Below are 25,365 nucleotides of genomic sequence, written 5' to 3' on the forward strand. Positions count from 1 at the left end.
GTTGATAGGTTCGAGGTGGAAGCATCGCAAGATGTGCAGCTGACGAATACTAATCGGTCGAGGGCTTATCCTACACCGGAACAAGAGAAGTCTTGTTCCACCCGTCAGCCGAAGGGCTGAAGGAATCAAGCCGCTAAACGTTTCGCAAACGTTCGTATCCAGTTTTCAGGGTGTAACAACCCGAAGTATTACCGTTCCCTGATAGCTCAGTTGGTAGAGCACTCGACTGTTAATCGAGTTGTCACAGGTTCGAGTCCTGTTCGGGGAGCCATATGGAGAGGTGTCCGAGTGGTCGAAGGAGCACGATTGGAAATCGTGTAGGCGCTAACCGTGTCTCGAGGGTTCGAATCCCTCTCTCTCCGCCATAATCTCATCATTATTACTCAATATTACATACTGATCGATGAGAAATCTTATCATGGCCCGTTGGTCAAGCGGTTAAGACACCTCCCTTTCACGGAGGTAACAGGGGTTCGATTCCCCTACGGGTCACCAAATTCTTTTACAAAAACTTAGAATTAGGACTTGCAAAGCACACTTAATATGATGTATAGTATTAAATGTCGCGCATTATGGAGGCTTAGCTCAGCTGGGAGAGCATCTGCCTTACAAGCAGAGGGTCGGCGGTTCGATCCCGTCAGCCTCCACCATTAACTGCATAAGCAGTATTATATTGACGCGGGGTGGAGCAGCCCGGTAGCTCGTCGGGCTCATAACCCGAAGGCCGCAGGTTCAAATCCTGCCCCCGCAACCAACTTTACCTTCGGAGTCATCCGAGATCCATATCGTGGAGCTGTGGTGTAGTGGCCCAACATGCCTGCCTGTCACGCAGGAGACCGCGGGTTCGAATCCCGTCAGCTCCGCCATTTACACCAGATGGCTCGGTAGCTCAGTCGGTAGAGCAGAGGACTGAAAATCCTCGTGTCGGCGGTTCGATTCCGTCCCGAGCCACCATTCTTTAAAGAATTGAATATGCCGTTGTAGCTCAATTGGTAGAGCAACTGACTTGTAATCAGTAGGTTGGGGGTTCAAGTCCTCTCGACGGCACCACTCATGGAGGATTAGCGAAGTGGCTAAACGCGGCAGACTGTAAATCTGCTCTCTTACGAGTTCGGTGGTTCGAATCCATCATCCTCCACCAGTTTACCTTAGGGGCATAGTTTAAAGGTAGAACAGCGGTCTCCAAAACCGTTAGTGTGGGTTCAATTCCTGCTGCCCCTGCCAAAACTTAATATCGTGGCGGTCGTGGCGAAGTGGTTAACGCATCGGTTTGTGGATCCGACATTCGGGGGTTCAATTCCCCTCGTCCGCCCCATTTTTATCCTAAAAAAGAAAAGAAAATGTTGGGGATTAGCCAAGCGGTAAGGCAACGGACTTTGACTCCGTCATTCTCAGGTTCGATCCCTGAATCCCCAGCCATTTATATGCGGAAGTGGCTCAGCGGTAGAGCATCGCCTTGCCAAGGCGAGGGTCGCGGGTTCGATTCCCGTCTTCCGCTCCATTTTTTTGGCGCCATAGCCAAGTGGTAAGGCAGAGCTCTGCAAAAGCTCTACCCCCAGTTCGAATCTGGGTGGCGCCTCCACCATTGTTTTATAATTGATGTGCCCTTAGCTCAGCTGGATAGAGCGTTTGACTACGAATCAAAAGGTCGGGAGTTCGAATCTCTTAGGGCACGCCATGTCCATGCCGGCGTGGCGGAATGGCAGACGCGCGCGACTCAAAATCGTGAGGGAAACCGTGGAGGTTCGAGTCCTCTCGCCGGCACCATATTGAATATTACAAAGTCTAAAGGAGATTATCCTTTAGACTTTTTTTGTTGGAAATTTAGGTCATATCCATAAGAATGGAATTAACGAAGATGGATAGGTACCGGCACCCTTTATTGCAAGTTATCACGTCTATAATAAAATAACTGATTAATTATTTCATAATGAATGCTCAACTTAATTTCGGCTAAATCACCCGATTGTTTCCTCCAGTATTTCCTTATTTTCAAACATACAATAGTCTTCCCTTCAGCTTTCTGAAATTAGATCTGATGAACCCACGCATAATTATAATACTTCTTAAATTAAGGTCCTAAGACAAAAATGTATTGCGACTTACTGGTTGGGTAGTATTGCGTACCAGGTTTTCTGAAAACGTTCCCTTTATCTTAAGTATGTCAAATTAGCTGATTAATCCTTACTGGGATCAAGATAAACGTCATTCCCCTGGGATTAATTCTTTGTGTGAATGGAGAGCCCCTTTTGGTGCATACAAATCGGTGTGTACGAGATCCTAAAGAGGCGTACTCAAAGGAATTCAAGAAGTTTATTAGTCGTACCGTTATGTAATTATTAAGTAAGTGCTGGAGAAAGGGCTGGATTAATTCACGTTTTGAGAATGCTCGATAGTGGGAGTTTTCAAGAAATGTTATGGAGGACTTACTGCCAGTTGAACGACAAAATATATTACAAATTTTACCAGCATGCGTTACAAGAAGAAGTTCCTTTGCTGCGTCAAACAATCTCGGATTTCGTTAACAATCAGGCACTTGTAGATTTCATATACGTTTTGCATGAATCCGGCTAAACCATTTTTTGATCGGCGGGTTACTTTATTTATCTGCTGCGGATATTGACTTACCTGCTTATAATGAATATAATAAAAAAACGAACGGTCTGTCTTTATTTGATTTTGAAATGTATATTTCTGATCAATATAAAACTGGTATCAGTAAAAAACACAGAAAAAGGAGAGATTTTCATGAGTAAGGTATGGTTTATTACAGGAACCTCCACAGGATTCGGTCGTGAATTTGTGGAGCAATTGATCAATTCGGGTGATAAAATTGTCGCGACTGCACGTAATATTGATTCAATTGCCGATTTAAAGGAAAAATCACCTAAGAATGTCCATATTGCAGCGCTGGATGTGACTAAAAAAGGTCAGATTCAATCTGCGGTCGCAGAGGCTTTGGAGGTTTTCGGAAAGATCGATATTGTTGTCAATAATGCTGGGTATGGACTTTTCGGCATGCTTGAAGAATACACGGATGAGCAAATTAGAGATCAGTTTGATGTCAATGTTTTTGGTATGATTGATGTGATTCGTGAAACACTCCCTATTTTTAAGAAACAAAAGTCAGGGCATTATGTCAATATCTCATCCATCTTTGGAGTCTGGGCAGTCCCAGCATTCAGCATGTACGCTGCATCCAAGTTTGCAGTAGAAGGTCTTTCAAAGGCAATGGCTGACGAGCTTGCGGCATTTGGCATCAAAACCACGATTGTAGAACCAGGTGTATTCGAAACAGAATTTATGGGAAGTTCAAGAAAGCTGAGCGAATCAAAACCGGAATACGCTCCTGTATATGAGGCATTCTACAAAGGTTATGATGCCTTGGAGAAAGGGAAGCAGGATAAAGCGGTAAAAGCAATAATCACCATGATTAATAGCGAGAAACCGCCCCTTCATTTCCCGGTCGGATCATTGGCGTCATATGGCATTCGCGATTCGTTGAGCAAAAGAATCGATGAGGTTGTGGCATGGGAAAAGGTATCAGGAATAGCGGATTGATTACTGAAATGGGCTTTGAATTGAATCTTAGGATACGACATAATCGCTAAAGTATTTCGGGGAGATGTAATTTTTGAAAATCAATGAAATATTCGTAACGGTTCATTTGAATAACATGGATGATGCATTGCCTTATTATGAAAAATTAGTCGGTAAAGCCTGTGAAAAACGTTGGAATGCGCCTGAAATTAAGCTTGAATTCTCTGTAGTAGGCCAATTTGTTCTAGTTGCAGGTACCGATGAAGCATTATCATTTGTATCGGATATTCATAATATTCTCTATGTGGATTCGCTTAAAGACTTTCAGAATTTCTTTGCTGAAAACGGGATATCTATTCTCCGTGGTCCAATATCCAATCCTGTAGGAACGCTTATCGTTGTTAAGCATCCGGATGGCAGTGTTCTGGAATATTTGGAGCCGCACTCTTAAAAGCAGGCTGAACTAAAAAACTTGCCAGTAAAGAGCGATCTGAGGCTAGTGAAACGATTTTCAGATCCCGTGTAGTATCAATTATAATGTCCGTTCCGTTATCATGGATGGGTACGAATTCTTTTTCTTAGACAGAAGAATTTAATGTACCCATCTCATGAAGGGACTTGGCTTCACCCGGAAGTTTAATGGTTGAATTATTGTCCAGAGCTGTTTGATTTTTGGCGGTATGATTATTTCAAATCACTGCTTATATATCGAGCGAGCTGATTCCTGACCGCTGTCATTGAAGTGGAGGAAGGAAAGAGCTTTTTCATCAGAAGGCCTCCCTCAATGGCCGAGAGGATGACTAATGCGGTATCCTGAGGATTAACGTCTGGTCGAGTCTCACTCTTAGTAATACCTGCGCCGATAATCTCTTCGAGCCGAATCAATAATCCTTTCATAGCCTCCTGCGCATGGCGATACAGAGGGGCTGATACAGCATCGGCTTCAACAGCCGCATTGGTTATCGGACATCCGCCGGGGAAATCCAGATTGCAGTAAAAGTCTGTAAAGGCAAGGAGTTGATCGATGGATGTCAATTCAGATGCGATTGCGGACTAGACGCGTTCATTAACCAGGAAGCAGCAGTATTTGAACGATTCAATCATCAGGTCTTCCTTATCTCTGAAATGATTATATAATCCTCCCTTTTGCAAACCGGTAGCATCTGTTATTTCAGCCAGAGAGGTGGATAAATAGCCGCGTTGGTTAAGTAAAAGAGAAGTCTTTCCGATTACATACTGCTTTGTTTTTTCACCTTTTCGAATTTTTAGTCTCTCCCTTTATGCCCGACTGTTTATTTTATTTTATGGGGTATCTGAGAGGCATGTCAATCACACAATAAAAGACAAACCGATCGTATTTACGGTAAAAATGAAACGATCGGGTAAAAAATCTCTCCCGTAAATCATCCGTTTTTTGATGCCCCGCACAGTTCGAACCGCGAACTCTTTATTGCTTAACCGATTCCCTCCTGATAGACTTACACTAATTAGGAGATAAGGGGATGGGCCACGCTGAGACGCTCTGTAAAGACCCAATTAATTATCAGCTTTTTTGCGGTTATGCTGCCGGTGGTCGCCTTTTTGGTCATCAATAATTGGTATGCCAAAAACATCGTCCGTGACAAGGTATCGGAAACGTATCAGAATACCCTCAATATTTTCGTCAGCCAAACCGATCGAAGCCTGCTTGAGGTAGACGATTATTTGAAGAAGCTCGCCGTATTGGATTCCGATGCCGGTCTGCTTATGTCCTTTCCCTATAGAAGCGATAATTACGTACTGACGAAGATCAGAATTTTAAATAAGCTTAACCGGGATATCGGATTCTACAAGCCGATTGACACTGTTTTTCTATTTCATGAAAGCGATATCATCTTCAGTACTTCCGGACCTTACACGAGCACACAGCAGGTATTAAAAAATAATACCGCACGAATTGTTGCCATGCAGAAGCCTGGGGAGGTCAGCCAGTGGATGCTTTGGGAGGATGATCTGGTGCCAGGGCGTGATTTTCTCGTCAAAGTGTTCCAGGTTACCGATGGCCTGTATGTAGGGGCTATTATCAATATTGCCGATTTGCTGGATTTGTTGTCGATTCAATGGGATCACGGGGACATCGGGGAGAGTGCCATTTACCGCCGCAATGGCATTCAATTGGCCAAATCGCTGGCAAATCCGAACCCTAAGGTCCCGCTCAACGATATGCTGCTGCTGAGTAAGCCTTATCAGATTATTAAAAATAAAGTTGACGGCCAGAAATATATGGTTATAGAACGATCCAGTAAAGTTGCCGATATGACGATCAGCATCATTATACCGGAGAGCTATATGCTGCAGGGACTGCCTTATTTTCAGAAGGCTACTTATATAATGGCGTTCGGTTTCATCCTGGTGCTAGTTTTGTATCTGCTCTTTATCCGGCAAATGATTTTTAATCCGCTTCATCAGCTCATCAAGGGAATGAAAAAGCTGTCGCTTGGCATTCTTGACGTCCGCTTGCACACGAATGAAACGATAGAATTCGTATTTCTGGCCAATACCTTCAATAATATGGCGCAGCAGATCAAGCTGCTGAAGATTGGAATGTATGAAGAACAAATCCGGGCGCAGCAAATGGAACTGAAGCAGCTGCAGGCCCAAATCAATCCCCATTTCTATATGAACAGCCTGAATATTATTTATAATTTCGCCGCGTTGAAGGATTATGACTCGGTGAAGAAGATGTCGCTCCATCTGGCGGATTATTTCCGCTTCATAATGAGGATAAATCAGGATTCTATTCGTCTGGCGGAAGAGCTGAAGCATATTGAGAGCTATATCGAAATTCAAAAGTTTCGGTTTCCGAACAAGCTCTACTGCAGTTACGATATTCCGGAACGCCTGAAATCGGTCACTCTGCCGGCATTATCCCTCCAGCCTTTTATAGAAAACGCCATTATCCATGGTTTTGTCAACCGGAAGGAGCCATTCTTCATTCAATTGACAGGCTGCATCGTATTTGATGGGGGGAATCGATTCGTGTCGATTGTAGTCGAGGATAACGGCGTTGGTTTCCCCGATGATGTGCTGGAGCAGCTGAACGGCGATGGAGTACTTCCCCAGGCGGAAACAAGCAGGCTCGGCATTCTCAATGTCATCCAGCGGCTCAAGCTGCGCTATCATGGCGAAGCGGATATTGCATTTGACAATAAGTCGGCGAGCGGAGGGGCTGCCGTACGAATCAGGCTGCCCCTTCAGGCTATGGATTCAGAAGCAGAGCACGAGGAGGATGACGATGTTCAATCTGTTGGTCGTTGACGATGAGGAAATTGCAATTCGGGGGATTGTGGAGGGGATTGACTGGTCGGCTCTTCCCATCCTGAATATTTATAAGGCCTACGATGCGGAAGAAGCACGGCAGATATTCGCCAAATATCCGATTCATGTTCTGATTTCGGACATTGATATGCCTAATGAGAACGGAATTGACCTGCTCACCTGGGTCAATGAGCATTCACCGGATACGGCGACTCTTTTCCTAACTGGACATGCCGATTTCCTGTACGCCCAGCAGGCGATTCAGCTGAGCAGTTTTAACTATTTGCTCAAGCCTATAGATCATGAGCTATTGAGGGATAGTGTGGGTAAAGCAATAGAGAGTGTCCGCGAACAGGCTCAGAAGGAGTCCCTGCGTAAAACGTATGAGGTTTATTATGAGCAGTGGAATAGACAGCTTCCTTTTCTGATTGAGCGTCTCTGGCAGGATGTGCTGAGTATGCGGATTCCCGCCACTGCCGGCAAGCTCGAGCCCTTGTTCGCTCTTTACAGGTTGAAGCTGGATATGAGCAAGAGGATTCAGCCCATGCTGATCAGTGTGGAAGAATGGAAACAGGAATGGAATGCGCAGGATGAGGAGATTATGGCTTATGCATTGAAGAATGCAGCAGCCGAGATTTTGCTGAAGGACTGGTGCGGGCATGTCATCAGCGATCGGAACGGTTTGATTTTTGTGCTGCTGTATGCTCCGGATGAAAGCCATACGGCTGAGCTGAACGCCCGAAGTGAGGAATATATTCAAAAATGCAGCAAATATTTGTATGGGGTGGTGTCCTGCTATATCGGGGAGCCGGTGATGATTGGTGATTTGCGCTCCGGCACACAGCTTTTATTGGAGATGGAAAGATGCAATGTTGGTCTGACAGGCCGTGTATTACGTCTGGAGGCGTTTACCAAGCCCAAAAGCTTGACGGTACCAGTGCCAAGCTTCCAGGATTGGGCGGTATTGATTGAGCAGGGCAAAAAGCAGGATGTCAGGCTAAGAGTTATCGAGCTGTTTGAGCGTCTGAGGAATGAGCAGGTGGATCATAATTACATGGTCAATTACTATTATAGTCTCGTAACGATGGTGTTTCAGCTGCTGCAGAAAAAGCAGCTGGCACCTTCGGATGTGTATCCCCATGGGGATTGGAAAGATGGCGAGCCGGCTATGAAGACGCTGGTCACCATGAAAGCCTGGAGCTTGCAATTCATCGATGAAGCTGCAGATTATCTATTCACTCAGGGAAAAGAGGTATCAAACACCATTGTGAAGCTTCAGCAGTTCATCGAGTTTAATATGGATAAGGATCTAAACAGGGAGATGATTGCCGGGCATGTATATCTGAACCCCGCTTATCTGTCGAGATTGTTTCGGAAGGAAACCGGTCAATCCCTGACGGATTACATGGTTGAATTGCGATTGTCCAAAGCGAAGTCTGAGCTGAAACAAACCAATCATAAAGTCAGCGATATTGCGATGTCAGTCGGTTACTGCAATTTTTCGCATTTTTCCAAACTGTTCAAGAAAACAACCGGACTCACACCGCAGGAATACCGCAAGAAATATCAGGATGTACAGTAAGAGGTCACCACAGCGTTAATCAAGTCACGATGCCGATAGAGCGCGGCATCGTTTTTTATTATGATGGAATTATCAAGGAAGAGAAGGAGGATGAAGACGGTGGAAGGTGCAGCAACCCCGGAGGTAATTGATAACGCTTACAGTTCGGGACGTGCGACGGTCCGGAAATTCACTCTGTTTCGAACGATCAGAAGGTTCTGGATGTTTTATCTGATGATGCTGCCGGCAATTGTTCTTCTCGTACTGAATAATTACATTCCCATGTTCGGCATTATTATCGCATTCAAGACGGTTAATTATACCGACGGGATCCTGAACAGTCCTTGGTCGGGACTGACCAATTTTCAATATTTGTTCAAAACCTCGGATGCCTGGATCATTACACGCAATACGCTTCTCTATAATTCCCTGTTTATTGTGCTAAACCTGATTTTTCCGGTTGCCTTCGCCATTATGCTGAACGAAATGAAGAACCGGTTCTTCTCCAAGGTGCATCAAACCATTATGTTTCTGCCTTACTTTCTTTCTTACATTATAATTGCATACCTGGTATTCGGATTTATGAGCGATGAGCATGGCTATTTAAACGGGACACTGCTGCCGGCGCTTGGTCTTGATCCCATACGGTGGTATTTCACCAAAGAGGTATGGCCTTTCATTCTGCCGCTCGTCAATCTGTGGAAAGGGATAGGCTATTATACCGTCATCTATATGGCCGCCATTATCGGCATTGACGATGAATACTATGAAGCCGCTACGATTGACGGGGCAGGCAAGTGGCAGCAGATGACTGGCATTACGATTCCGCTCATTATGCCGATTCTGACAATTATGACGCTGCTTCAGGTCGGGAGGATCTTCAATGCGGATTTTGGATTGTTCTTCCAGGTGACAAGAGATTCGGGTGTGCTTTTCCCGGTTACCAATGTTATCGATACCTATGTGTACCGGACTTTCCTCACGGTGGGCGATATTGGGCTCTCTTCTGCGGCGGGACTGCTGCAATCGGTTGTAGGGTTTGTGCTGGTCTTTCTGGCCAACTGGATCGTCCGAAGGTTCAATAGCGATAATGCTTTATTCTAGTCTCCAAGGAGTGAAATGAATGGAAGCTGTAAAAGCAAACCTCCCGTCCATGTCCAATCCGCAAAATAGACTGCCGGCTGCAGCATCATGGGGAATTAATCTGTTCTTCGTTATTTATTCATTCCTATGTATTATTCCGCTGCTCCTGATCATCTCGGTGTCCTTCTCCAATGAGCAGTCCGTTGTTCGTGAAGGCTATAAATTCATCCCGGAGCAATTTGATATGAGCGCCTATAAGTTCCTGATGCGGGATATTCATCAAATTGTTCATTCTTACGGGATTACGATCTCGGTAACCGTGATCGGAACGATATTGAGCATGCTCATTATCGCTTTATATGCATACCCCATCTCCAGAACGAATTTCCCCCATGCCAAATTTTTCACCTTCTTTGTATTCTTCACGATGCTCTTCTCTGGCGGGCTGGTTCCGTGGTATCTGGTGTATGTGCAAATGCTGGATTTGAAGGATACATTATGGTCGTTAATCATGCCGCTTATCGTATCCGCTTTCTTCGTGCTTATTGTCAGGACTTTCTTTCAGACCACCATTCCTGCTGCCGTTCTGGAATCCGCCAAGATCGATGGGGCAGGCGAGATGAGGATATTCATTCAAATTGTGATGCCGTTATCACTGCCGGTGCTTGCCACGGTCGCGCTGTTTCAAACGCTGAACTATTGGAATGACTGGTTTCTTAGCCTGGTGTTCATCACCAACAATGAAAATATCTCGGTGCAGTATCTATTGTATAAAATGATGGCTAATATCCAGTATCTGGCGAGCAATCCTACAGCTGCTGCAGAGATTGCCAAGGCAGGCGGCATGATGAATTTTCCCAGTGAGACGGTACGCATGGCAATGGCGATCATCGGGGTAGGGCCGATTGTGCTGGCTTATCCGTTTTTCCAGAAATATTTTATTAAAGGACTGACGGTTGGAGCGGTAAAAGGGTAAATGCGCTTCAAATGAATCCGGAGCGACTCGGCTATTTATTGATAAGAGCAAGTAAACCGTTCAGCTACAACCGGCGGTGCCGGATTAGCCTATAAAAAAGCTCAAGGAGGTTTATCCGCTCATGAAACAGACGAAAAGTAAAATATCGTTGACTGGTATATTGATCCTAGCCATCATTCTGGTAATCACAGCGTGCGGGGGGGCAAGCAATAATGGGGGTAACGATAACAGCGGAGGAAATAAGCCGGCAAATGAAACCACAAGCACTAATAATGCAGCAGGCAAAGAAGATAACGCAGCTGCCCCCGCATCGGATTTGGAGCCCTATGAGCTGAAGGTGGTTTATGAAGGACCGCCTCAGCCGGATGAGAAGAAAGTGGAAGAGGCCATGAATAAGCTACTGAAGGCCAAAATCAATGCGACGATCGATCTGATGCCGATTGATTGGGGGGCGTGGGACGATAAAATGAACTTGATGATCGCTTCCCGCGAGCCGGTGGATGTATTATTCACTGCAGCATGGAACGGATACGCCAAGAATGTGGCCAAGGGCGCCTATCTGGCGGCGGATGATCTGCTGCAGGAATATGGCAAGGGTATCCTGGAATCGTTAGACCCGGCATTTCTGGAGGGCTCCAAAATCAAAGGTAAGAATTACGGGATTCCAACGAACAAGGAGCTTGCCGCGGCAGGGGGGATAGTATACCGCAAGGATATCGCGGATGAGCTGGGGCTGGATATGAGTGCGGTAAAAACAGCTGAAGATCTGGATGCGATTTATAAAGTGGTCAGAGAAAAGAAGCCGGATATGATTCCGTTGTATACGACCGGCGGCCTGTTCACTTCCCATTTTTTCGCCGAAACCGATTTCCTCGGGGACAGTACGATCCCAGGGGCGATCATTAAGAGCTCGGATGATGCCACAGTACGTATGGAGCAGGAGCTGGACATCTACAAACGTTATTTGAAGGTGGCGCGTGATTTCTATGTAAAGGGTTATGTGAACAGCGATGCCGCGACAACACAGCTCGCCAGTGGAGACGCCTATAAAGCCGGCAATGTATTCTCCACTGTCGAACCGATAAAACCGGGCAAAGCGGCGGAAATAGCCAATGCGGCCGGACTGTCCGGCAAATTGGATCAAATCACCCTGACGGGCAAAACGGTGTCCACGGACGAAACGGCAGGCTCGATGCTGGCCATTTCCTCGACCTCCAAGGACCCGGGGCGCGCGATGATGTTCATTAATCTGCTGCACACAGATAAGGAGCTCGTCAATCTGATCAACTTTGGCATCGAAGGAGATCATTACACGCGCAATGGCGAAATTATTACGTCCTCGGCCAATTCCCAGCAGTATGCGCCTGGCGTAGCCTGGGAGCTTGGAAACCAGTTCCTGAACTATGTGTGGGATTCGGAGGATCCGGACAAATGGGAAAAATTCCGTGAGTTTAATATGAATGCCAAATCGTCGCCTGCTCTAGGATTTGTATTCGACAGCGCGGAGGTGAAGTCCGAGGTAGGCGCTATCGCAAACGTCGATAAGCAATATAAGAAAGCGTTGGAAACCGGATCTGTTGACATTGACAAGGTAATGCCGGAATATATGGCCGCATTGAAAGCGGCAGGTGTTGATAAAATCATCATAGCCAAGCAGGAGCAGTTCGATGCCTTCCTGGCAGGGAAAAAGTAATTCACGTGAACCGGTTCATACCCTAACTGATTGGTCCAGCTATCCAGCCCGTGTCTCTTGGAGACACGGGTTTTTATTGATTATCCAATGTTAGGAGCTTATCAGTTATAATGTATATGCCATCAATGCCACACCGGCCATCAATTGCAGCAATTGCCGGCAAACGACGTTTGTTTACTTTCCATTTAAGAAGCTCGTCTTATGCATAAATACCCAGGTTTAAAGGCTGTTTAGTTGAAAAGTTAGCCGTTTTCGGTCCGCGGGTGGGGCGTACCCCCGACTGAGGTCTAGGAACAAAAACCGTCGCGAGTCCGTTTTGAAACCCCTGAAAATAACCTACAATGAGTACATAAGCAAAGCGGTGAAACAAATTCAAGCGCAGCGAGGTATCAAGGAATACAAAAATATAAAAAAGGTCGAAAGGCGGTGACACAAACAATGAACGGAAAATCGGTGCTTGGTGTTATACTCGTTATTGTTGGCGGTCTGGTGGCAATGAATTTTTTCGGTATTCATCTCGGTGGAATTATCGGGTTCCTGATGCCATTCATACTGATCGGGTTGGGCGTTGTCGGTTTGAAGAACGACAGCAAGGTGATCGGCGGCATTCTGATTGTAGTTGGAGCATTCATGCTGCTTGGCAAAATGATGGGCCTGATTACGCTTTTGCTGGCGATCGGCTTGATCGTATGGGGCGTATCCATTTTCAAACGTGAGAAACGTGTTTAAATACATGCGCTGTCAGCAAGGAAGCAAGAACAACGGGACTAAGGAGGTATACCGATGAGTATTATTCGCAGGGTTCGTGACTTGACAGTCGCGACATTAAATGAGCGGCTGGAGAAAGCGGAAGATCCGGTCAAGCTGATCGATCAATTTCTATGGTCGACGCGTGAAGAGATCATCCAGGCCGAGCGGCTGTATCAACAATATATGGGGCACGGGAACCACCTGAAAAACCAATGGCTGCAAGCCGAGCAAATGAAGGAAAAGCGGGAGCAGCAAGCGATTATCGCTCTGAAGGCCGGCGAAGAACAGGTAGCGCGCATTGCGCTGCAGGATAAAGCGGGAAGCGAAGAACGCGCCCTGCAGTATCGCGAATTGTATGAACAGACCCTTAACAACATTCAGGACCTTGAGCAGCAGCTGCGTGAGCTGCGCAGCGAGTATCAGGCTGTCTACGATAAACGTGAGTATTACGCCGCAAGGATGGAGTCGCTTCGACTGCAGCAGCGGATGAATGCCCGCTATGCCGGAGGCCCTACAGCAGCCGCTCCCGGGCAGCAGCCATCAGGCATGTTCCGCAGGCTGGAGGACCGCATCACCGATATGGAGCTGGAAGCCAAAAGCCTGCGTGAAATACGGCGGACCGGGGCAGAATTTCTCTCTGAAGCAGGCTCTACGATCCAGTCGGCCATCGAGCGGGAAATGGAACAGCTGAAACGCAAATTACAGCAGGAAGGATGGAAATCGTCATGAAGAAACTGTATCGGTCGCGACGGGACAAGAAGCTCTTCGGATTATGCGGCGGCATCGCCGAGATGCTCAATGTTGATGCGACACTGCTGCGGATTCTTCTGATTGTCCTGACTGTGTTTACAAGCGGCGCTTTAATTGTTGTTTATATATTAGCCGGTCTGGTCGTTCCCAAGGAGCCTATCCCCTATAATGGATTTGGCCCAGGCGGATTCGGTCCCGGTCCAGGCGGTTATGGCAGCGGGAACTACAATAACGGTGGCTGGAATAATGGTGGAGGCTACTACTCCAATCCAGGCCAAGGCCCGGGATATAACGGTTCTTATACGAATACAAACCCGAACCCGAACATACCTCCATCCGGTCCCCAACGCGGTTCTGCCAACTGGCAGCAGGGGCAGCCTGCATCCAATCTGGATGCGATGATGGAAGAGCTGGAAATCAAGGCGCTGCGCCGTGAAATTGACGAACTGAAAGCCAAACTAGCCAAGCAAGAGAAGGGAGAGTTTTAAAAATGAGTATATTTAAACGTATGAAAGATATGACGAAGGCATCGATGCATGAGCTTTTGGATAAAATGGAGGATCCGGTGGTGATGCTGAATCAGTATCTGCGGGATATGGAGGCCGAGATCCATCAGGCTGAGCTGACCGTCGCCAAGCAAATGGCCAACGAGCGCCGCATGAAACAGCGCCTGGACGAAGCAGTCCGCAGCGCGGCAGACCGGGAGGCAAAAGCCGAAACGGCCATTCGCGCCGAACAGGAAGAGCTTGCCCGCAAGCTGCTGGAAGAGAAAATTTTCTTCGATCAAAAAGTAACGGAATATGGTGAAATGCATGCCGGGGCAAAAGCGCAGGCAGAAGAGCTCATGCAGCAGCTGCACGGCATGAAGGATGAGTTCTACCAGCTTCGCAACAAACGCAATGAACTGGCGGCCCGCGCTCAAATGGCGAAAGCCAAGAAGCAAATGGCTCAGGTAACAACCGTTCATTCCATCGAAAGCGGAAATGCATCGCGCGGCTTTGGCCGGATGGAAGAGAAAATTATGCAGCTGGAAGCGGAAGCCGATGTAATGCGCGTTCCATTCAGCACGCATGGCAGCAGCACTTCTGCCGGGATCGTGGATCCTTCGAAACAACTGAAGGTGGAAGAGCAGCTGCAGGCGCTTAAAAACAAGCTGAACCCTTCTTCATCCTCGCCATCGCTTGAGAAAGCAAGTGTTACAGAAGAATAAGCATAAACAAACCTGCAGTCGGGGCTTCAAAAAGAAGCGCCGGCTGTGGCTTGTCTTTATGCTCTTTACATAGAGAGGAGCAACCTTTAATGGCTGACAAGTCGCCTGCGGATTTGCCGCCGGATGGCCATTCACGTAAACCGGAAAGCGCGAATACGGAAGGGCAGCGTCAAGCTCCATCCATGCTGCGCAATGATGGCGGAATTCCTCAGGGAGTCCGGGATCAGGGTAAACGGGGAAATGCCGCCGAGACAGTCATATGGCTGCTCGTCATTCTTGGATTGATTGTACTGGTCATGCAGGGAACGAACTATGTGCAGCTGTTCGCTCTGCAAACGAAGGCGGCCGCTATCGGTCTTTCCGTGATTGGGGTTGGACTTGCTGCTGCTGCGGTTTACAGCTATCTGCAGGGAATTAAACTGCGGGCCGCTATCAAACGGTTAACCGATCAGCAGCGGCGGAAGAAGCAGCGTGTGACGCTTCCTTCCGTAGATCATGAAGCGGGAACTGTGGATGAAATGACCAAGGATCAGGAAGTATGGACCGAGCAGGTCCGCTTCTCGGCTGTTATTCAGGAGCGGGAACGGCTTGCGCGGGAGCTTCATGATGCGGTCAGCCAGCAGTTGTTCGCGATTTCGATGACGGCGACGGCAGTCAGCCGTACCTTGGAGAAGGATTGGGAGCGGGCGAAACGCCAGGTGCAGCTGATTGAAGAAATGGCATCTGTCGCCCAATCCGAGATGAGAGCGCTGCTGCTGCATCTTCGGCCCATTCATCTGGACGGCAAGAACCTGGGGCAGGCTTTATACAGTCTGGTCGAGGAGTTGAAACAGAAGGTGCCGATGCACATTACGCTGGAAGTGGATGATTCGATTATGCTCGACTCCGAGGCGGAGGATCATCTGTTCCGGATCGCTCAAGAGGCATTATCCAATACGCTTCGACATTCCAAGGCAGAGCAGGTTCTGATTCGGCTGAAGGGTTATGGAAATGATGTGCAGCTCACCTTTCAGGACAATGGGGTCGGCTTTGATCTGGAAGCGAAGAAACAAACTTCGTACGGGCTGCTGACGATGGAAGAGCGCGTCAATGTGCTCGGGGGTTCCATACGTCTGACTTCTGCACCCGGACAAGGCGTGCATATTGACATTAAGGTTCCGGTTACGGTTCAATGAAGAGAGGGGAATCGCACCTTGATGGAGGCGACGAATTCAGTGGATATATTGGAACAACCGATTAAAGTGCTGCTTGTTGACGATCACGAGATGGTGAGAATTGGGTTGGCTGCTGTGCTTAATACCGAGGACGGCATCGAAGTTGTGGGTGAAGCGAGCAACGGCATGGAAGGCATCCGTCTGGCCCAGGCCTATAAGCCGGATGTTGTTCTGATGGATCTGGTTATGGAAGGGATGGACGGGGTCGAGACGACACGCAAGCTGCTGGAACTGTATCCCGACTGTAAAGTCATTGTATTAACCAGCTATCTGGACGACAGCAAAATGTATCCGGTTATAGAGGCAGGGGCCTTCAGCTACCTGCTCAAAACCTCGCGCGCAAACGAAATCGCCGATGCGATCCGCGCTGCCGCAAGAGGGCAGTCGGTGCTGGAGCAGCAGGTTGCCGCGAAGATGATGAACCGTTTTCGCCAGCCCAAGGCAGATTCGGTGCGCCCTGCGCATGAGCAGCTGACCGAGCGGGAAATGGATGTATTGAAATGCGTAGCCAGAGGACAGTCCAACCAGGAGATTGCCGAAACGCTGTTTATCGGCATCAAGACCGTCAAATTTCATGTAACGAATATTTTTGCCAAGCTTGGCGTGGATGATCGTACACAAGCCGCGATTTATGCGCATAAGCAGGGGTTGGCGGATTAATTAATTTTGGACTGTGCCGCATTGCAGCTGTGACCGCATGTGAGGAAAAACATGGAAGCCGTTCCCGTTTAGCTGGGGATGCGGCTTTTATCCATTCTCAAGGATATCGCCCCATCCCCGTATTGACTCACTCTCACTCACGATGCTTCATCAATTGAGCATGAATCCATTGAAATATACCGCTTAGATCCTCCAGCTGGAACAACTTCCGGTCTTCTTCCAGAGAGAATGACGGTGCGGCGGAAACATGATCGGTAATCGGTTGCGGAGTATCCGACGGTACACCGCTATTCGCAGTGGGTATGCAAAATGACGGCCAAACTGCGGCGGCCGCTACGGCATGAAGCGTAAGCAGAAGCTTCATATCCTCCGGTTCTTTCAGCAGAACAAGCTTGGGATATAGCTCGTGCTTGAAGCCTTCGACAAAAACGATATCCATATCGGCCATCTGTGCCAAAAGCCCATGAAGCGGCTCCGGGCTGTTTCTCATGATGGCGCTGCGCTCGGGCGAGCTGATAGCCGTGACATCCGCACCGGCTTGCTGGTGCTTCCACGTATCGGTGCCCGGCGTGTCGATCGTGAAATGATGGGCATCATGCTTGACGGTGCCGACTTTGAAGCCAAGCCCTTTGAAGCGCCGGATCATTTCCGCGGTTAATGTAGTTTTGCCGCTGTTCTTGAAGCCGACAATTTGCAAAACAAAGACCGAAGTGGTCCGGGAAGGATTCGAATTAGAAGTTGTCATACCATTACTTTATCATAATATTGCGAATGCCGGGACAGCCCTTTTTCTGCTCCAGCTATGGAGCGGTTCTGCCGGTAATGATACAATTGAAGGGTTAGCACGCATGCATGGCAAAATCAATTGGTAGCGTCATCATTATACAGCCTAGCCTGGATGACAGCAGCAGGAGGAGGACGATTGTGCAGGACCTGCAGGGATCGTCGCGATTTGACAGGCGCGCGGTGAAGGTGGATGAAGCGGCGCGTCTTGTACTTGAGGCAGTCCGGCCTGGCGGGCACGAAATCGTGCCGCTTGAACGGGCTGCCGGCCGGCGGCTGTCGGAGCAGATGCGCGCAAGCTGCGACTGGCCGCCCTTTGCGCGGTCGGGACTGGACGGTTATGCCGTCCGCAGCGCCGATACGGCGCAAGCCTCGCCACAGGCTCCGGCGGCGCTGCGCGTGGTTTACGCCGTGGCCGCAGGGGAGCTTGCCCCGGTGGCCGTTGAGCGGGGAACCGCCGTGCGCATCATGACCGGCGGGGCAGTTCCCGAAGGGGCGGACGCCGTCGTCATGCTGGAGCAGACGGAGGACGCCTGGGAGGGCGGGCAGCCGGTGGTGCGGGTAAAACGCGCCGCCGCGCCCGGCCAGAACATTGCGCCGCCCGGCGAGGAATTCCGCCGGGGGAGCCTGCTTGCTGAGGCCGGCGCGCTGCTGCGGCCAGGCCATCTGGCTCTGCTCGGCACATTCGGCTATGCCAATGTGCCGGTGTTTGCGCGCCCGCGCGTCGCGGTGCTCGCAACCGGCGCGGAGCTGCTGCCGGTCGCGGCTCCGCTTGCGCCGGGCAGCATCCGCGACAGCAACAGCGCCATGGTCGCGGCAATGGCGGAGCAGAGCGGCGCGGTTGCGCTGCCGCTCGGAAGGCTTGCGGACGACCGGACCACGGTCGTCCAAGCGCTTGCTTCGGCGCTTGCCCAAGCGGATATCGTGGTAACCACCGGAGGCGTCTCGGTGGGTGACTACGATATCATGGCCGCCGTTATGCACGGCCTTCGCCCCGGTGAGCCTGACAAAGACCCTTCCAATGAAGGGTCCGGACGGGCAGGTGACAGGCTGTTGTTCAATAAAGTGGCGATGCGCCCGGGAAGCCCGACTTCCGCAGCCATTGTACAAGGCAAGCTGCTTCTCGCCTTGTCAGGCAATCCCGGAGCCTGCTTCGTAGGCTTCGAATTGTTTGTCCGGCCGGCGATTCAGCATATGCAGGGCGCCTCCAGGGAAGCAGCGCTGCCTAAGGCCATGACGGCCAGGCTTGCTGCCTCCTATGAGAAAGGCTCTCCGCATGAGCGGTTTGTGCGGACCCGCTTGTATGTGGATCAGGGAATGCTGCATGCCGATCCGCTTGCCTTCGGAAAGTCGAGCATGATGGCTTCCATCCCGGACGCGGAAGGGCTGATCCGGATTCCGGCCGGACCGTCAGGACCGCGTGCAGGCACGCTTGTTGATGTGCTGCTTCTGTAGCTGGCGCTTGAGGGCAGCATGTGACCGACCGCCGTCATGCAGCGCCGCACCGCGCGCCGGGAGCTGCGCACGGTGAAAATTCACTAATGTACTTATCTCTAACATAACCTATTTGGGGGTGGACCGCCTGCATGTTCTTTTCACTCTTCAAATGGTGGAATTGACGAGCACTCCATTCATTTGCAGCTGCAGGTAGGACTGCATGGAGGCCTGATAGGCCATAAAGGATTGGAATTCCGGGGAGGAAGGGCTTAATAAGGCATCGGTGGGCAGCTGCTCGAAGCGGGCCAGAGACTTGGCCAGTCGCGGTGAAATTCCGTCCAGCCCAGTGACGATCCGCCGAACCTCTTCCGGCTGCCCGGCAATAACCGCATTGAGTTTTTTTTCATTCAATTTCCATTCACCGGCGGCTGATTGCCAGATCCCGATACGGGCCGACGCAGCTTCTTTTAATGGCTGATCCACGCTTTGCTTGAGCGATTTATTCAAATAATCGGAGGCGTCGTCATAGGCCGAATTAAGCTTGTTGGCTTGATTTAACAAAGCTGTCAGCTGCTCAGATATGGCTTTCTCATTGTAGCCGATACTGATCTTCACAGGAGATTTGGTTGTATCTCTGAGCTGAATGGAGGCCTTGCGGTCCTGAAGCAGAATTTCGTTGCTATGGGAATTCCGGGGTTGGTCGCCATTCAGGCGGTACACCGCGTTTGTTCCGGGGACCGCAACAGTGCCGATGCCGGTTGCCGCAATCGCGCTGCCGCCAAGATCAGTCAATGAAAAAGAATATTCCGCACCTGTCTTATCTGCTTCTGCCTCGAGTCTGACGATGCCTTCGGCCGTATCTTCCTTAACCAGCACGGTAATCCCGAACTTAGCGCTGTTGAGTGCATCCCGGATCTTGCCAAGCGAAGCGGCGTTGCTGCTGGAAGTGCCGACCGATACGGCAATAACACGCTGACGGCCATCAACAGCTATAACAAAGGTATGGGTTCCGGCGCTGACAATAGACGGCGCTGATCGGGTCAGATCGTAACCGGTATTATGCTGCGGTTTGGCGATGGCAAGTGCCTGAACCTCGAAGGAGGCCCGGCTTGCTTCGAATGAGGCTTGTCCCGTTACGGCATCAGGATCAGTAGAAATAACCGAACGCTGCTCAAAAGCAGAGGTGCTCTTGTTAGCCAGCGTATTGGCGGCAGCCCTCAGCTCGAAGCTCTGTCTCAGCCACGATGAGGCAAAATCAGCCGCTTGCTTCATTGTTTTCCCTGCATGAGGCGGAATCTGGAAGGATCTGCTATTATGGAAAGAGCCGCCCCTGTTAGAAGAAGAAGTCTCTCCATCATATGTAAATGGATATTGATCCGCCTCAATAGCTGGCTGCACGGCATAAAGCTGATTACGCGAAATCGGTGACACAGGATCGATCATGAACCATCACCTCCGGGAATATTTTAAGCGCCTGCAAGAGAAGACAGCCCTCGCGGCTTTTGTGCAAGATGGCGCGCGGGCTGTCTGTTTCTGGCCATTCATCTGGTGCTCTGACATTCTTATATAAGAAGAAACAAGAACGCAATCAATGATAAATCAATAAATGATTCAATAAATGGATTGTAGCCATATCCGTAACCGTACGGGCCGAAAGCTTTGACTTGCGCCTTGGCTGTCTGCGGGATTGCGGCCTTTGTTTTCAATTTTGTGGATTTGCCTTTTTTCTTGGATATATGAGGTACGTTCAGGAGTCCGCTCTGTAACTCTGCTGAAGTGCTCAGCAGTTGGTCGGGTCTTTCGTTTAAATATACCCTGCCGCCTTCGCATCTGCTCAAAATGCCGACATGCCGACTGCCATCGTGGGTGATAATGCATACGGGCATTCCGCAAAATCGGTTGACATGCTCCTCATGAAGCGGGAAACTGAATCCCATCCTTAGATTGATACCTCCCTGATTGCTTTTCAACAGTGTATTCAACCAGGTACGGATGTGTATGGTTACTTACCCACTCCAGACGCGTTTTGAAGCTGATGCTTAAGGAGGAATTTGTTCATGGGAGTCAAGACGCATACGCAGAAGGACCAAGGACCCGAATTAAAAAAACGGACAGGCATTTTTGCCGCTCTGATTGTCGTCGCATTGGCGGTAGCGGCAGGACTATGGCAGAGCAGGCAGAATCAGCCTAGTGGTTTTGAGAGCAGCCATCTGCTCGCGGATTTAACTGCCTTCTGGGGATGGGGTGACCGCGAATTCGCAGAGGGGGCGCAGCAGGCGGGCTGGACATTTCGCTGGGATGGAGAAGCTGCTGCAGACACCGCCAATCATTTGGCGGAAAGGCTTGATGTAGAAATGTCGCCCATTAGCTCCCCGCTTGGCGATGCGTATCAAGGATCAATTGGCGGCGGGACGGACAACCCGGCCGTTACGATTTGGTATCAGGAACAGGCGGATCGTCAGAAGAATCCATCCGAGGGAGCGTCTATCCAAGCGGACGGGAAGGCACCCGTGCAATTAATTATTTTGCTGCAGCCGGATAAAGGCAGCAAATTGGATATCATAAAAGCATCGGCCGCTGAAATCGAGGAGATGGCAGTGGATGAGGAAGTGCCGCTAAAGGGGAGTTTTACCGTCCGCGCCATGCCTGCCGCGGGCGCTTCAGCGAAAGCATTCGCCAGGCTTGCTGCTGCCAAGCAAATCGAATCGTATGATGACGGAAATACGCAGAGCGTCACCTACTTGAGCCCGAAGCTGCGCTCGGAAATCATGAGCGGCACTCAAAGTGTGAATATGCAGATTGCCCAGGTCCACTCTTTGTCCGGGGACGAAGGGGAGCTGGTAATCGGAGTGCCGCTCATAACGGGTGATTATTCCGCAGGGAATTAGGATTTATTGAGGCTAGGATCAGATTTTTTTATGGGCTGATGAATAGCATCTCTCGTTCTGATATGCTAAACTACATAACATGATCCATGTAGGAATTCGGCTTTGCTGCTTAAAAATACATAAGAGAGAATGAGGAATGACCGACGTGAGCAACCATGAATCAATTGCCGCAGCGGGCGCGGTTTATTATTTGTTTGGCGCTACAGGTGATTTAGCGCGGCGAAAGCTTTTTCCTGCGCTCTTCAGCTTATATAAAGAAGGCAAGTTGGCCGAGGATTTCGCCGTAGTGGGACTGGCCCGCAGACCACGTACGAATGAAGAATTTCGTACTGACGTTTATGATTCCATCGGCGAATTTTGCCGGTACAAGCAGGGCGACGATGAGACTTGGCAGAAATTTGCGCAGCATTTTGTCTATATGTCGCTCGACATCAATAATCTGGACGGCTTCCGGGCGCTGAACAACCTGACGGAAGAGCTTGACGCCAGATTCGACATTCCAGGCAACCGCCTGTTCTATCTGGCCTTGTCTCCTGAGCTGTTTGGACCGGTATCGCTCAATCTGCGTGATGGCGGCCTGCTGGAATCCAAGGGATGGAACCGTCTTGTTATCGAGAAGCCGTTCGGTTACGATTTGCAATCTGCCCGCGAGCTGAACGAGCAGCTCAGTCATGTGTTCAAGGAAGAGGAAATTTTCCGGATTGACCACTACCTGGGCAAGGAAATGGTTCAGAATATCGAGGTTATCCGCTTTGCCAACGCGTTCTTCGAGCCGCTCTGGAACAATAAGCACATCGCCAATGTGCAGATTACATTGTCCGAAACCGTCGGCGTTGAAGAACGGGGAGGCTATTATGATAAATCCGGCGCCCTGCGCGACATGGTGCAGAATCATTTGCTGCAGATGCTGGCGATGATTGCCATGGAGCCGCCGAGCAGGCTTCATCCCGAGGATATCCGCGATGAGAAGGTTAAAGTATTCCGTTCGCTCCGCCGCTTCGCTAGCGGTGAGGAAGTGAAGCAGAATGTTATACGGGGTCAATATTCAGAGGGCTCAGCCAAGGAGAAGTCATTGAGCGGGTACCGGCAGGAAGATTCCGTGAATCCGGAATCCAAAACCGAGACCTATTTTGCAGCCAGGGTGTTTGCGGATAATTTCCGCTGGGCCGGCGTGCCCTTCTACATCCGCACCGGCAAACGGCTTCCGGTCAAGACAACGGAAATCGTCATCGAATTCAAAAACGTGCCTGACAATATTCTGTTCGCTCGGCGCCATGATCTTTCACCAAACCTGCTCGTCATCCGCGTTAATCCGATGGAAGGCATCTACATCAAAATCAATGCCAAAAAACCGGGCGTCGACAATGTTGTACAGCCGGTTGCAATGGAGTTCTGCCAAAGCTGCCAGGTCGGCTTGAATACGCCGGAGGCTTATGAACGTCTCATCTATGATGCTGCACGCGGCGAGTCGACTTACTTCACCCGTTGGGATGAAGTGGCCCAGGCCTGGTCGTTCGTTGACCGGATCGCCGAGGCATGGAGAGAAGATGACGACAGTCTGCAGTTTTACCCGGCCGGTTCATGGGGACCCGAGCAAACGGACAAGCTCCTTGCCGAGGACGGGTATCATTGGTGGCCGGTAAACGGTCAGGATGAGGATAACGTCATCTGGATATCGGGAAGCTCCAAATAGTAGTTTCACCATAAAAGTCCACTCGCATCGGTCCCAATATCCTTATGTGATATTACGGATCGATGCTTTGCTGCATATGTTAGTTGAAGGCAAGCAGCGTTACGTAAAAACGAAGGGAACAGGGTAATGAGTAAAAGTTTAAAGGACGAAATCAAGCAAGAAGTGGATAAGCGGCGGACCTTCGCCATTATCTCCCACCCGGATGCGGGGAAAACTACCTTGACGGAGAAGCTGCTGCTGTTCGGTGGCGCAATACGTCTTGCCGGAACGGTTAAAGCGCGTAAAGCAAGCCGTCATGCAACAAGCGACTGGATGGAAATCGAGAAGCAGCGTGGTATTTCGGTCACCTCTTCCGTCATGCAGTTTGACTACAATGGGCACCGGGTCAATATTCTGGATACCCCGGGCCATCAGGATTTCAGTGAGGACACCTACCGGACCTTGACTGCCGCGGACAGCGCAGTAATGCTTATCGACGTGGCCAAAGGCGTCGAGGCGCAGACGATCAAGCTGTTTCAGGTCTGCCGCAAGCGGGGAATTCCGATCTTTACGTTCATCAACAAGCTGGACCGCGAAGGCCAAAGCCCCTTTGACTTGATGGAGGAACTGGAACGCGTTCTCGGTATCCGGGCGGTCCCGATGAACTGGCCGATAGGCATGGGGCGTGAGCTCTGCGGCGTCTATGACCGGATGAAAAACCAGGTTGAGCTGTTCAAGGGCAATGATGATCATTCCAGCATCTCTGTGCGCAAAGTGGATGACTACAATGATTCGATCATTCGTGAGATGGCCGGCGATTATTTGCATAACCAGCTCGTTCAGGATCTCGAATTGCTAGATGTTGCAGGCGACCAGTTCGACTTTGAGAAAGTACGCGCCGGCGAACTGACGCCGCTGTTTTTCGGCAGTGCAGTTAACAATTTCGGTGTGCAGACATTTCTGGAGAACTTCCTGCAGCTTGCGCCGTCCCCGACGCCTCGCAATACGACAGACGGGCCGCTTGACCCGACGAATGAGAAGTTTTCCGGATACGTGTTCAAAATCCAGGCCAACATGAACCCGGCTCACCGTGACCGGATCGCCTTCCTGCGCATCTGCTCCGGCCGCTTCGAGCGCGGAATGAGCGTTCGGCACACGCGTGTGGGTAAAGAAATCAAGCTCGCGCAGCCGCAGCAGTTTCTGGCTCAGGACCGGGATATTGTCGAATCGGCATATCCGGGCGATATTATTGGACTATTCGATCCCGGCATTTTCCGGATTGGGGATTCGCTTTCCCAAGGAAGCGAGATTATCTTCGATGAGCTTCCAACCTTCTCGCCGGAGCTTTTCGCCAAGGTGACCGTCAAGAACGCTTTGAAGCACAAGCAGTACCAGAAGGGAATCGACCAGCTGACCGAAGAAGGGACCATTCAGGTCTTTCATTCCACAAGCGGTTTTGACGAAACGATTCTGGGTGTGGTCGGCCAGCTGCAGTTTGAGGTTTTTGAATACCGGATGAGAGCGGAGTACGGTGTGGAGATTCAGCTTCACCGGATGCAGTTCCAATTTGCCCGCTGGATTGTAGATGACAAGATCGACCCTTCCAAATTCCGGATCAACTCTTCGCTGGTTAAGGATAAGAAGGATAATTACGTCGCTTTATTCGAGAATGAGTATGCCATGCGTACCGCGATAGATAAGAATCCGACATCCAAGTTTCTGGAGATGGCGCCATAGATTGGGGGTGAAGCTGCCAATGAAAATTTCACGGGTCTTGCGATTTATATCCGCGATATTGGAAGCGTGTCTGGGAATTCCGATTATCGGGGGTATATTCGTTATCTCAATGTC

22 protein-coding genes and 16 tRNA genes are annotated in these 25,365 nt (G+C 49.8%); 33 read left to right on the forward strand and 5 right to left on the reverse strand.

All coding sequences use genetic code 11. The annotated features are described in order from the left end of the window. Positions 1-195: 195 nt before the first annotated feature. The 18 genes from AC0YOA_RS27660 (at position 196) to AC0YOA_RS27745 (ending at position 3,991) form a co-directional block, all read left to right on the forward strand. Positions 196-271, forward strand: a tRNA-Asn gene (locus AC0YOA_RS27660). 3 nt (positions 272-274) lie between these two features. Then, positions 275-365, forward strand: a tRNA-Ser gene (locus AC0YOA_RS27665). A gap of 55 nt (positions 366-420) precedes the next feature. Beyond that, positions 421-495: transfer RNA gene (locus tag AC0YOA_RS27670), tRNA-Glu, on the forward strand. 79 nt (positions 496-574) lie between these two features. Then, a tRNA-Val gene (locus AC0YOA_RS27675) sits at positions 575-650 on the forward strand. Between the two features lie 27 nt (positions 651-677). Beyond that, positions 678-754 (forward strand) — tRNA-Met (locus AC0YOA_RS27680). A 35-nt stretch (positions 755-789) separates the two neighbouring features. Next, positions 790-866 (forward strand) — tRNA-Asp (locus AC0YOA_RS27685). Positions 867-878: 12 nt separating this feature from the next. Continuing rightward, a tRNA-Phe gene (locus AC0YOA_RS27690) sits at positions 879-954 on the forward strand. Positions 955-974: 20 nt separating this feature from the next. Then, positions 975-1,050 (forward strand) — tRNA-Thr (locus AC0YOA_RS27695). 5 nt (positions 1,051-1,055) lie between these two features. After that, positions 1,056-1,141 (forward strand) — tRNA-Tyr (locus AC0YOA_RS27700). Positions 1,142-1,150: 9 nt separating this feature from the next. Beyond that, positions 1,151-1,224 (forward strand) — tRNA-Trp (locus AC0YOA_RS27705). A gap of 15 nt (positions 1,225-1,239) precedes the next feature. Beyond that, a tRNA-His gene (locus AC0YOA_RS27710) sits at positions 1,240-1,315 on the forward strand. 29 nt (positions 1,316-1,344) lie between these two features. Then, positions 1,345-1,419 (forward strand) — tRNA-Gln (locus AC0YOA_RS27715). A gap of 7 nt (positions 1,420-1,426) precedes the next feature. Then, a tRNA-Gly gene (locus tag AC0YOA_RS27720) sits at positions 1,427-1,501 on the forward strand. A 7-nt stretch (positions 1,502-1,508) separates the two neighbouring features. Continuing rightward, positions 1,509-1,582 (forward strand) — tRNA-Cys (locus AC0YOA_RS27725). Between the two features lie 19 nt (positions 1,583-1,601). Beyond that, a tRNA-Arg gene (locus AC0YOA_RS27730) sits at positions 1,602-1,678 on the forward strand. A 7-nt stretch (positions 1,679-1,685) separates the two neighbouring features. Beyond that, positions 1,686-1,767 (forward strand) — tRNA-Leu (locus AC0YOA_RS27735). A gap of 981 nt (positions 1,768-2,748) precedes the next feature. Then, on the forward strand, positions 2,749-3,561 hold the full coding sequence (locus tag AC0YOA_RS27740) for an SDR family NAD(P)-dependent oxidoreductase (RefSeq protein WP_475789393.1): 813 nt from the start codon (positions 2,749-2,751) through the stop codon (positions 3,559-3,561). A gap of 73 nt (positions 3,562-3,634) precedes the next feature. Further along, the gene (locus AC0YOA_RS27745) at positions 3,635-3,991 is read left to right on the forward strand and encodes a VOC family protein (protein WP_475789394.1); all 357 of its coding nucleotides are present in this window, start codon (positions 3,635-3,637) and stop codon (positions 3,989-3,991) included. Between the two features lie 233 nt (positions 3,992-4,224). Here AC0YOA_RS27745 and AC0YOA_RS27750 read toward each other — a convergent pair whose 3' ends face one another. Both AC0YOA_RS27750 and AC0YOA_RS27755 read right to left on the reverse strand, forming a co-directional pair. Next, the gene (locus AC0YOA_RS27750) at positions 4,225-4,575 is read right to left on the reverse strand and encodes a TetR family transcriptional regulator C-terminal domain-containing protein (protein WP_475789395.1); all 351 of its coding nucleotides are present in this window, start codon (positions 4,573-4,575) and stop codon (positions 4,225-4,227) included. 18 nt (positions 4,576-4,593) lie between these two features. Then, on the reverse strand, positions 4,594-4,803 hold the full coding sequence (locus tag AC0YOA_RS27755) for a TetR/AcrR family transcriptional regulator (RefSeq protein ID WP_475789555.1): 210 nt from the start codon (positions 4,801-4,803) through the stop codon (positions 4,594-4,596). A gap of 318 nt (positions 4,804-5,121) precedes the next feature. Between AC0YOA_RS27755 and AC0YOA_RS27760 the strand changes: the two genes are divergently transcribed. The 11 genes from AC0YOA_RS27760 (at position 5,122) to AC0YOA_RS27810 (ending at position 16,734) form a co-directional block, all read left to right on the forward strand. Next, positions 5,122-6,837: a sensor histidine kinase gene (locus AC0YOA_RS27760; RefSeq protein WP_475789396.1), complete on the forward strand. Its 1,716-nt coding sequence runs from the start codon at positions 5,122-5,124 to the stop codon at positions 6,835-6,837. Next, on the forward strand, positions 6,815-8,419 hold the full coding sequence (locus AC0YOA_RS27765; RefSeq protein ID WP_475789397.1) for a response regulator transcription factor: 1,605 nt from the start codon (positions 6,815-6,817) through the stop codon (positions 8,417-8,419). The genes AC0YOA_RS27760 and AC0YOA_RS27765 overlap by 23 nt, the downstream gene beginning before the upstream one ends. A gap of 90 nt (positions 8,420-8,509) precedes the next feature. Then, positions 8,510-9,502, forward strand: coding sequence for an ABC transporter permease (locus tag AC0YOA_RS27770; RefSeq protein ID WP_475789398.1), 993 nt, complete (start codon positions 8,510-8,512; stop codon positions 9,500-9,502). A 19-nt stretch (positions 9,503-9,521) separates the two neighbouring features. After that, positions 9,522-10,457 (forward strand): carbohydrate ABC transporter permease, encoded by a 936-nt coding sequence (locus tag AC0YOA_RS27775; RefSeq protein ID WP_379113909.1) that lies wholly within the window; start codon positions 9,522-9,524, stop codon positions 10,455-10,457. A gap of 121 nt (positions 10,458-10,578) precedes the next feature. After that, positions 10,579-12,150: an ABC transporter substrate-binding protein gene (locus AC0YOA_RS27780; RefSeq protein ID WP_475789399.1), complete on the forward strand. Its 1,572-nt coding sequence runs from the start codon at positions 10,579-10,581 to the stop codon at positions 12,148-12,150. 438 nt (positions 12,151-12,588) lie between these two features. Continuing rightward, positions 12,589-12,879, forward strand: coding sequence for a LiaF transmembrane domain-containing protein (locus AC0YOA_RS27785; protein ID WP_475789400.1), 291 nt, complete (start codon positions 12,589-12,591; stop codon positions 12,877-12,879). A 54-nt stretch (positions 12,880-12,933) separates the two neighbouring features. Beyond that, complete coding sequence (locus tag AC0YOA_RS27790) at positions 12,934-13,629, forward strand: PspA/IM30 family protein (RefSeq protein WP_475789401.1); 696 nt, start codon at positions 12,934-12,936, stop codon at positions 13,627-13,629. Further along, on the forward strand, positions 13,626-14,138 hold the full coding sequence (locus AC0YOA_RS27795) for a PspC domain-containing protein (RefSeq protein WP_210038116.1): 513 nt from the start codon (positions 13,626-13,628) through the stop codon (positions 14,136-14,138). The genes AC0YOA_RS27790 and AC0YOA_RS27795 overlap by 4 nt, the downstream gene beginning before the upstream one ends. Positions 14,139-14,140: 2 nt before the next feature. Then, positions 14,141-14,860 carry a PspA/IM30 family protein gene (locus tag AC0YOA_RS27800; protein WP_210038117.1) on the forward strand — a complete coding sequence of 240 codons (720 nt, stop codon included), beginning with the start codon at positions 14,141-14,143 and terminating at the stop codon, positions 14,858-14,860. An 89-nt stretch (positions 14,861-14,949) separates the two neighbouring features. Continuing rightward, a complete protein-coding gene (locus AC0YOA_RS27805) occupies positions 14,950-16,035 on the forward strand; it encodes a sensor histidine kinase (protein WP_379113911.1) in 1,086 nt (361 codons plus the stop codon). 21 nt (positions 16,036-16,056) lie between these two features. Further along, positions 16,057-16,734, forward strand: coding sequence for a response regulator (locus tag AC0YOA_RS27810; protein WP_210038118.1), 678 nt, complete (start codon positions 16,057-16,059; stop codon positions 16,732-16,734). Positions 16,735-16,867: 133 nt separating this feature from the next. On the opposite strand, the gene mobB is transcribed toward AC0YOA_RS27810, so the two are convergent. After that, entirely contained in the window at positions 16,868-17,479 is a 612-nt protein-coding gene (gene mobB, locus AC0YOA_RS27815; RefSeq protein ID WP_475789402.1) for a molybdopterin-guanine dinucleotide biosynthesis protein B, read from the reverse strand. A gap of 179 nt (positions 17,480-17,658) precedes the next feature. Between mobB and AC0YOA_RS27820 the strand changes: the two genes are divergently transcribed. After that, complete coding sequence (locus AC0YOA_RS27820) at positions 17,659-18,972, forward strand: molybdopterin molybdotransferase MoeA (RefSeq protein ID WP_475789403.1); 1,314 nt, start codon at positions 17,659-17,661, stop codon at positions 18,970-18,972. 147 nt (positions 18,973-19,119) lie between these two features. On the opposite strand, the gene AC0YOA_RS27825 is transcribed toward AC0YOA_RS27820, so the two are convergent. Together AC0YOA_RS27825 and AC0YOA_RS27830 are read right to left on the reverse strand one after the other, a co-directional pair. Continuing rightward, positions 19,120-20,397: a hypothetical protein gene (locus AC0YOA_RS27825; RefSeq protein WP_475789404.1), complete on the reverse strand. Its 1,278-nt coding sequence runs from the start codon at positions 20,395-20,397 to the stop codon at positions 19,120-19,122. A 119-nt stretch (positions 20,398-20,516) separates the two neighbouring features. Further along, entirely contained in the window at positions 20,517-20,924 is a 408-nt protein-coding gene (locus AC0YOA_RS27830) for a hypothetical protein (protein ID WP_475789405.1), read from the reverse strand. An 87-nt stretch (positions 20,925-21,011) separates the two neighbouring features. On the opposite strand from AC0YOA_RS27830, the gene AC0YOA_RS27835 reads away from it, so the two are divergent. The 3 genes from AC0YOA_RS27835 to AC0YOA_RS27845 all read left to right on the forward strand — a co-directional run bounded on the left by AC0YOA_RS27835 (position 21,012) and on the right by AC0YOA_RS27845 (position 25,251). Next, positions 21,012-21,842 carry a YwmB family TATA-box binding protein gene (locus AC0YOA_RS27835; protein ID WP_475789406.1) on the forward strand — a complete coding sequence of 277 codons (831 nt, stop codon included), beginning with the start codon at positions 21,012-21,014 and terminating at the stop codon, positions 21,840-21,842. A gap of 136 nt (positions 21,843-21,978) precedes the next feature. Further along, the gene (gene zwf / locus AC0YOA_RS27840; protein ID WP_210038123.1) at positions 21,979-23,535 is read left to right on the forward strand and encodes a glucose-6-phosphate dehydrogenase; all 1,557 of its coding nucleotides are present in this window, start codon (positions 21,979-21,981) and stop codon (positions 23,533-23,535) included. A gap of 126 nt (positions 23,536-23,661) precedes the next feature. Next, the gene (locus AC0YOA_RS27845; RefSeq protein ID WP_210038124.1) at positions 23,662-25,251 is read left to right on the forward strand and encodes a peptide chain release factor 3; all 1,590 of its coding nucleotides are present in this window, start codon (positions 23,662-23,664) and stop codon (positions 25,249-25,251) included. Positions 25,252-25,365 lie beyond the last annotated feature (114 nt).

The sequence above is a fragment of the Paenibacillus sp. JT22N12 genome, from assembly GCF_056269365.1.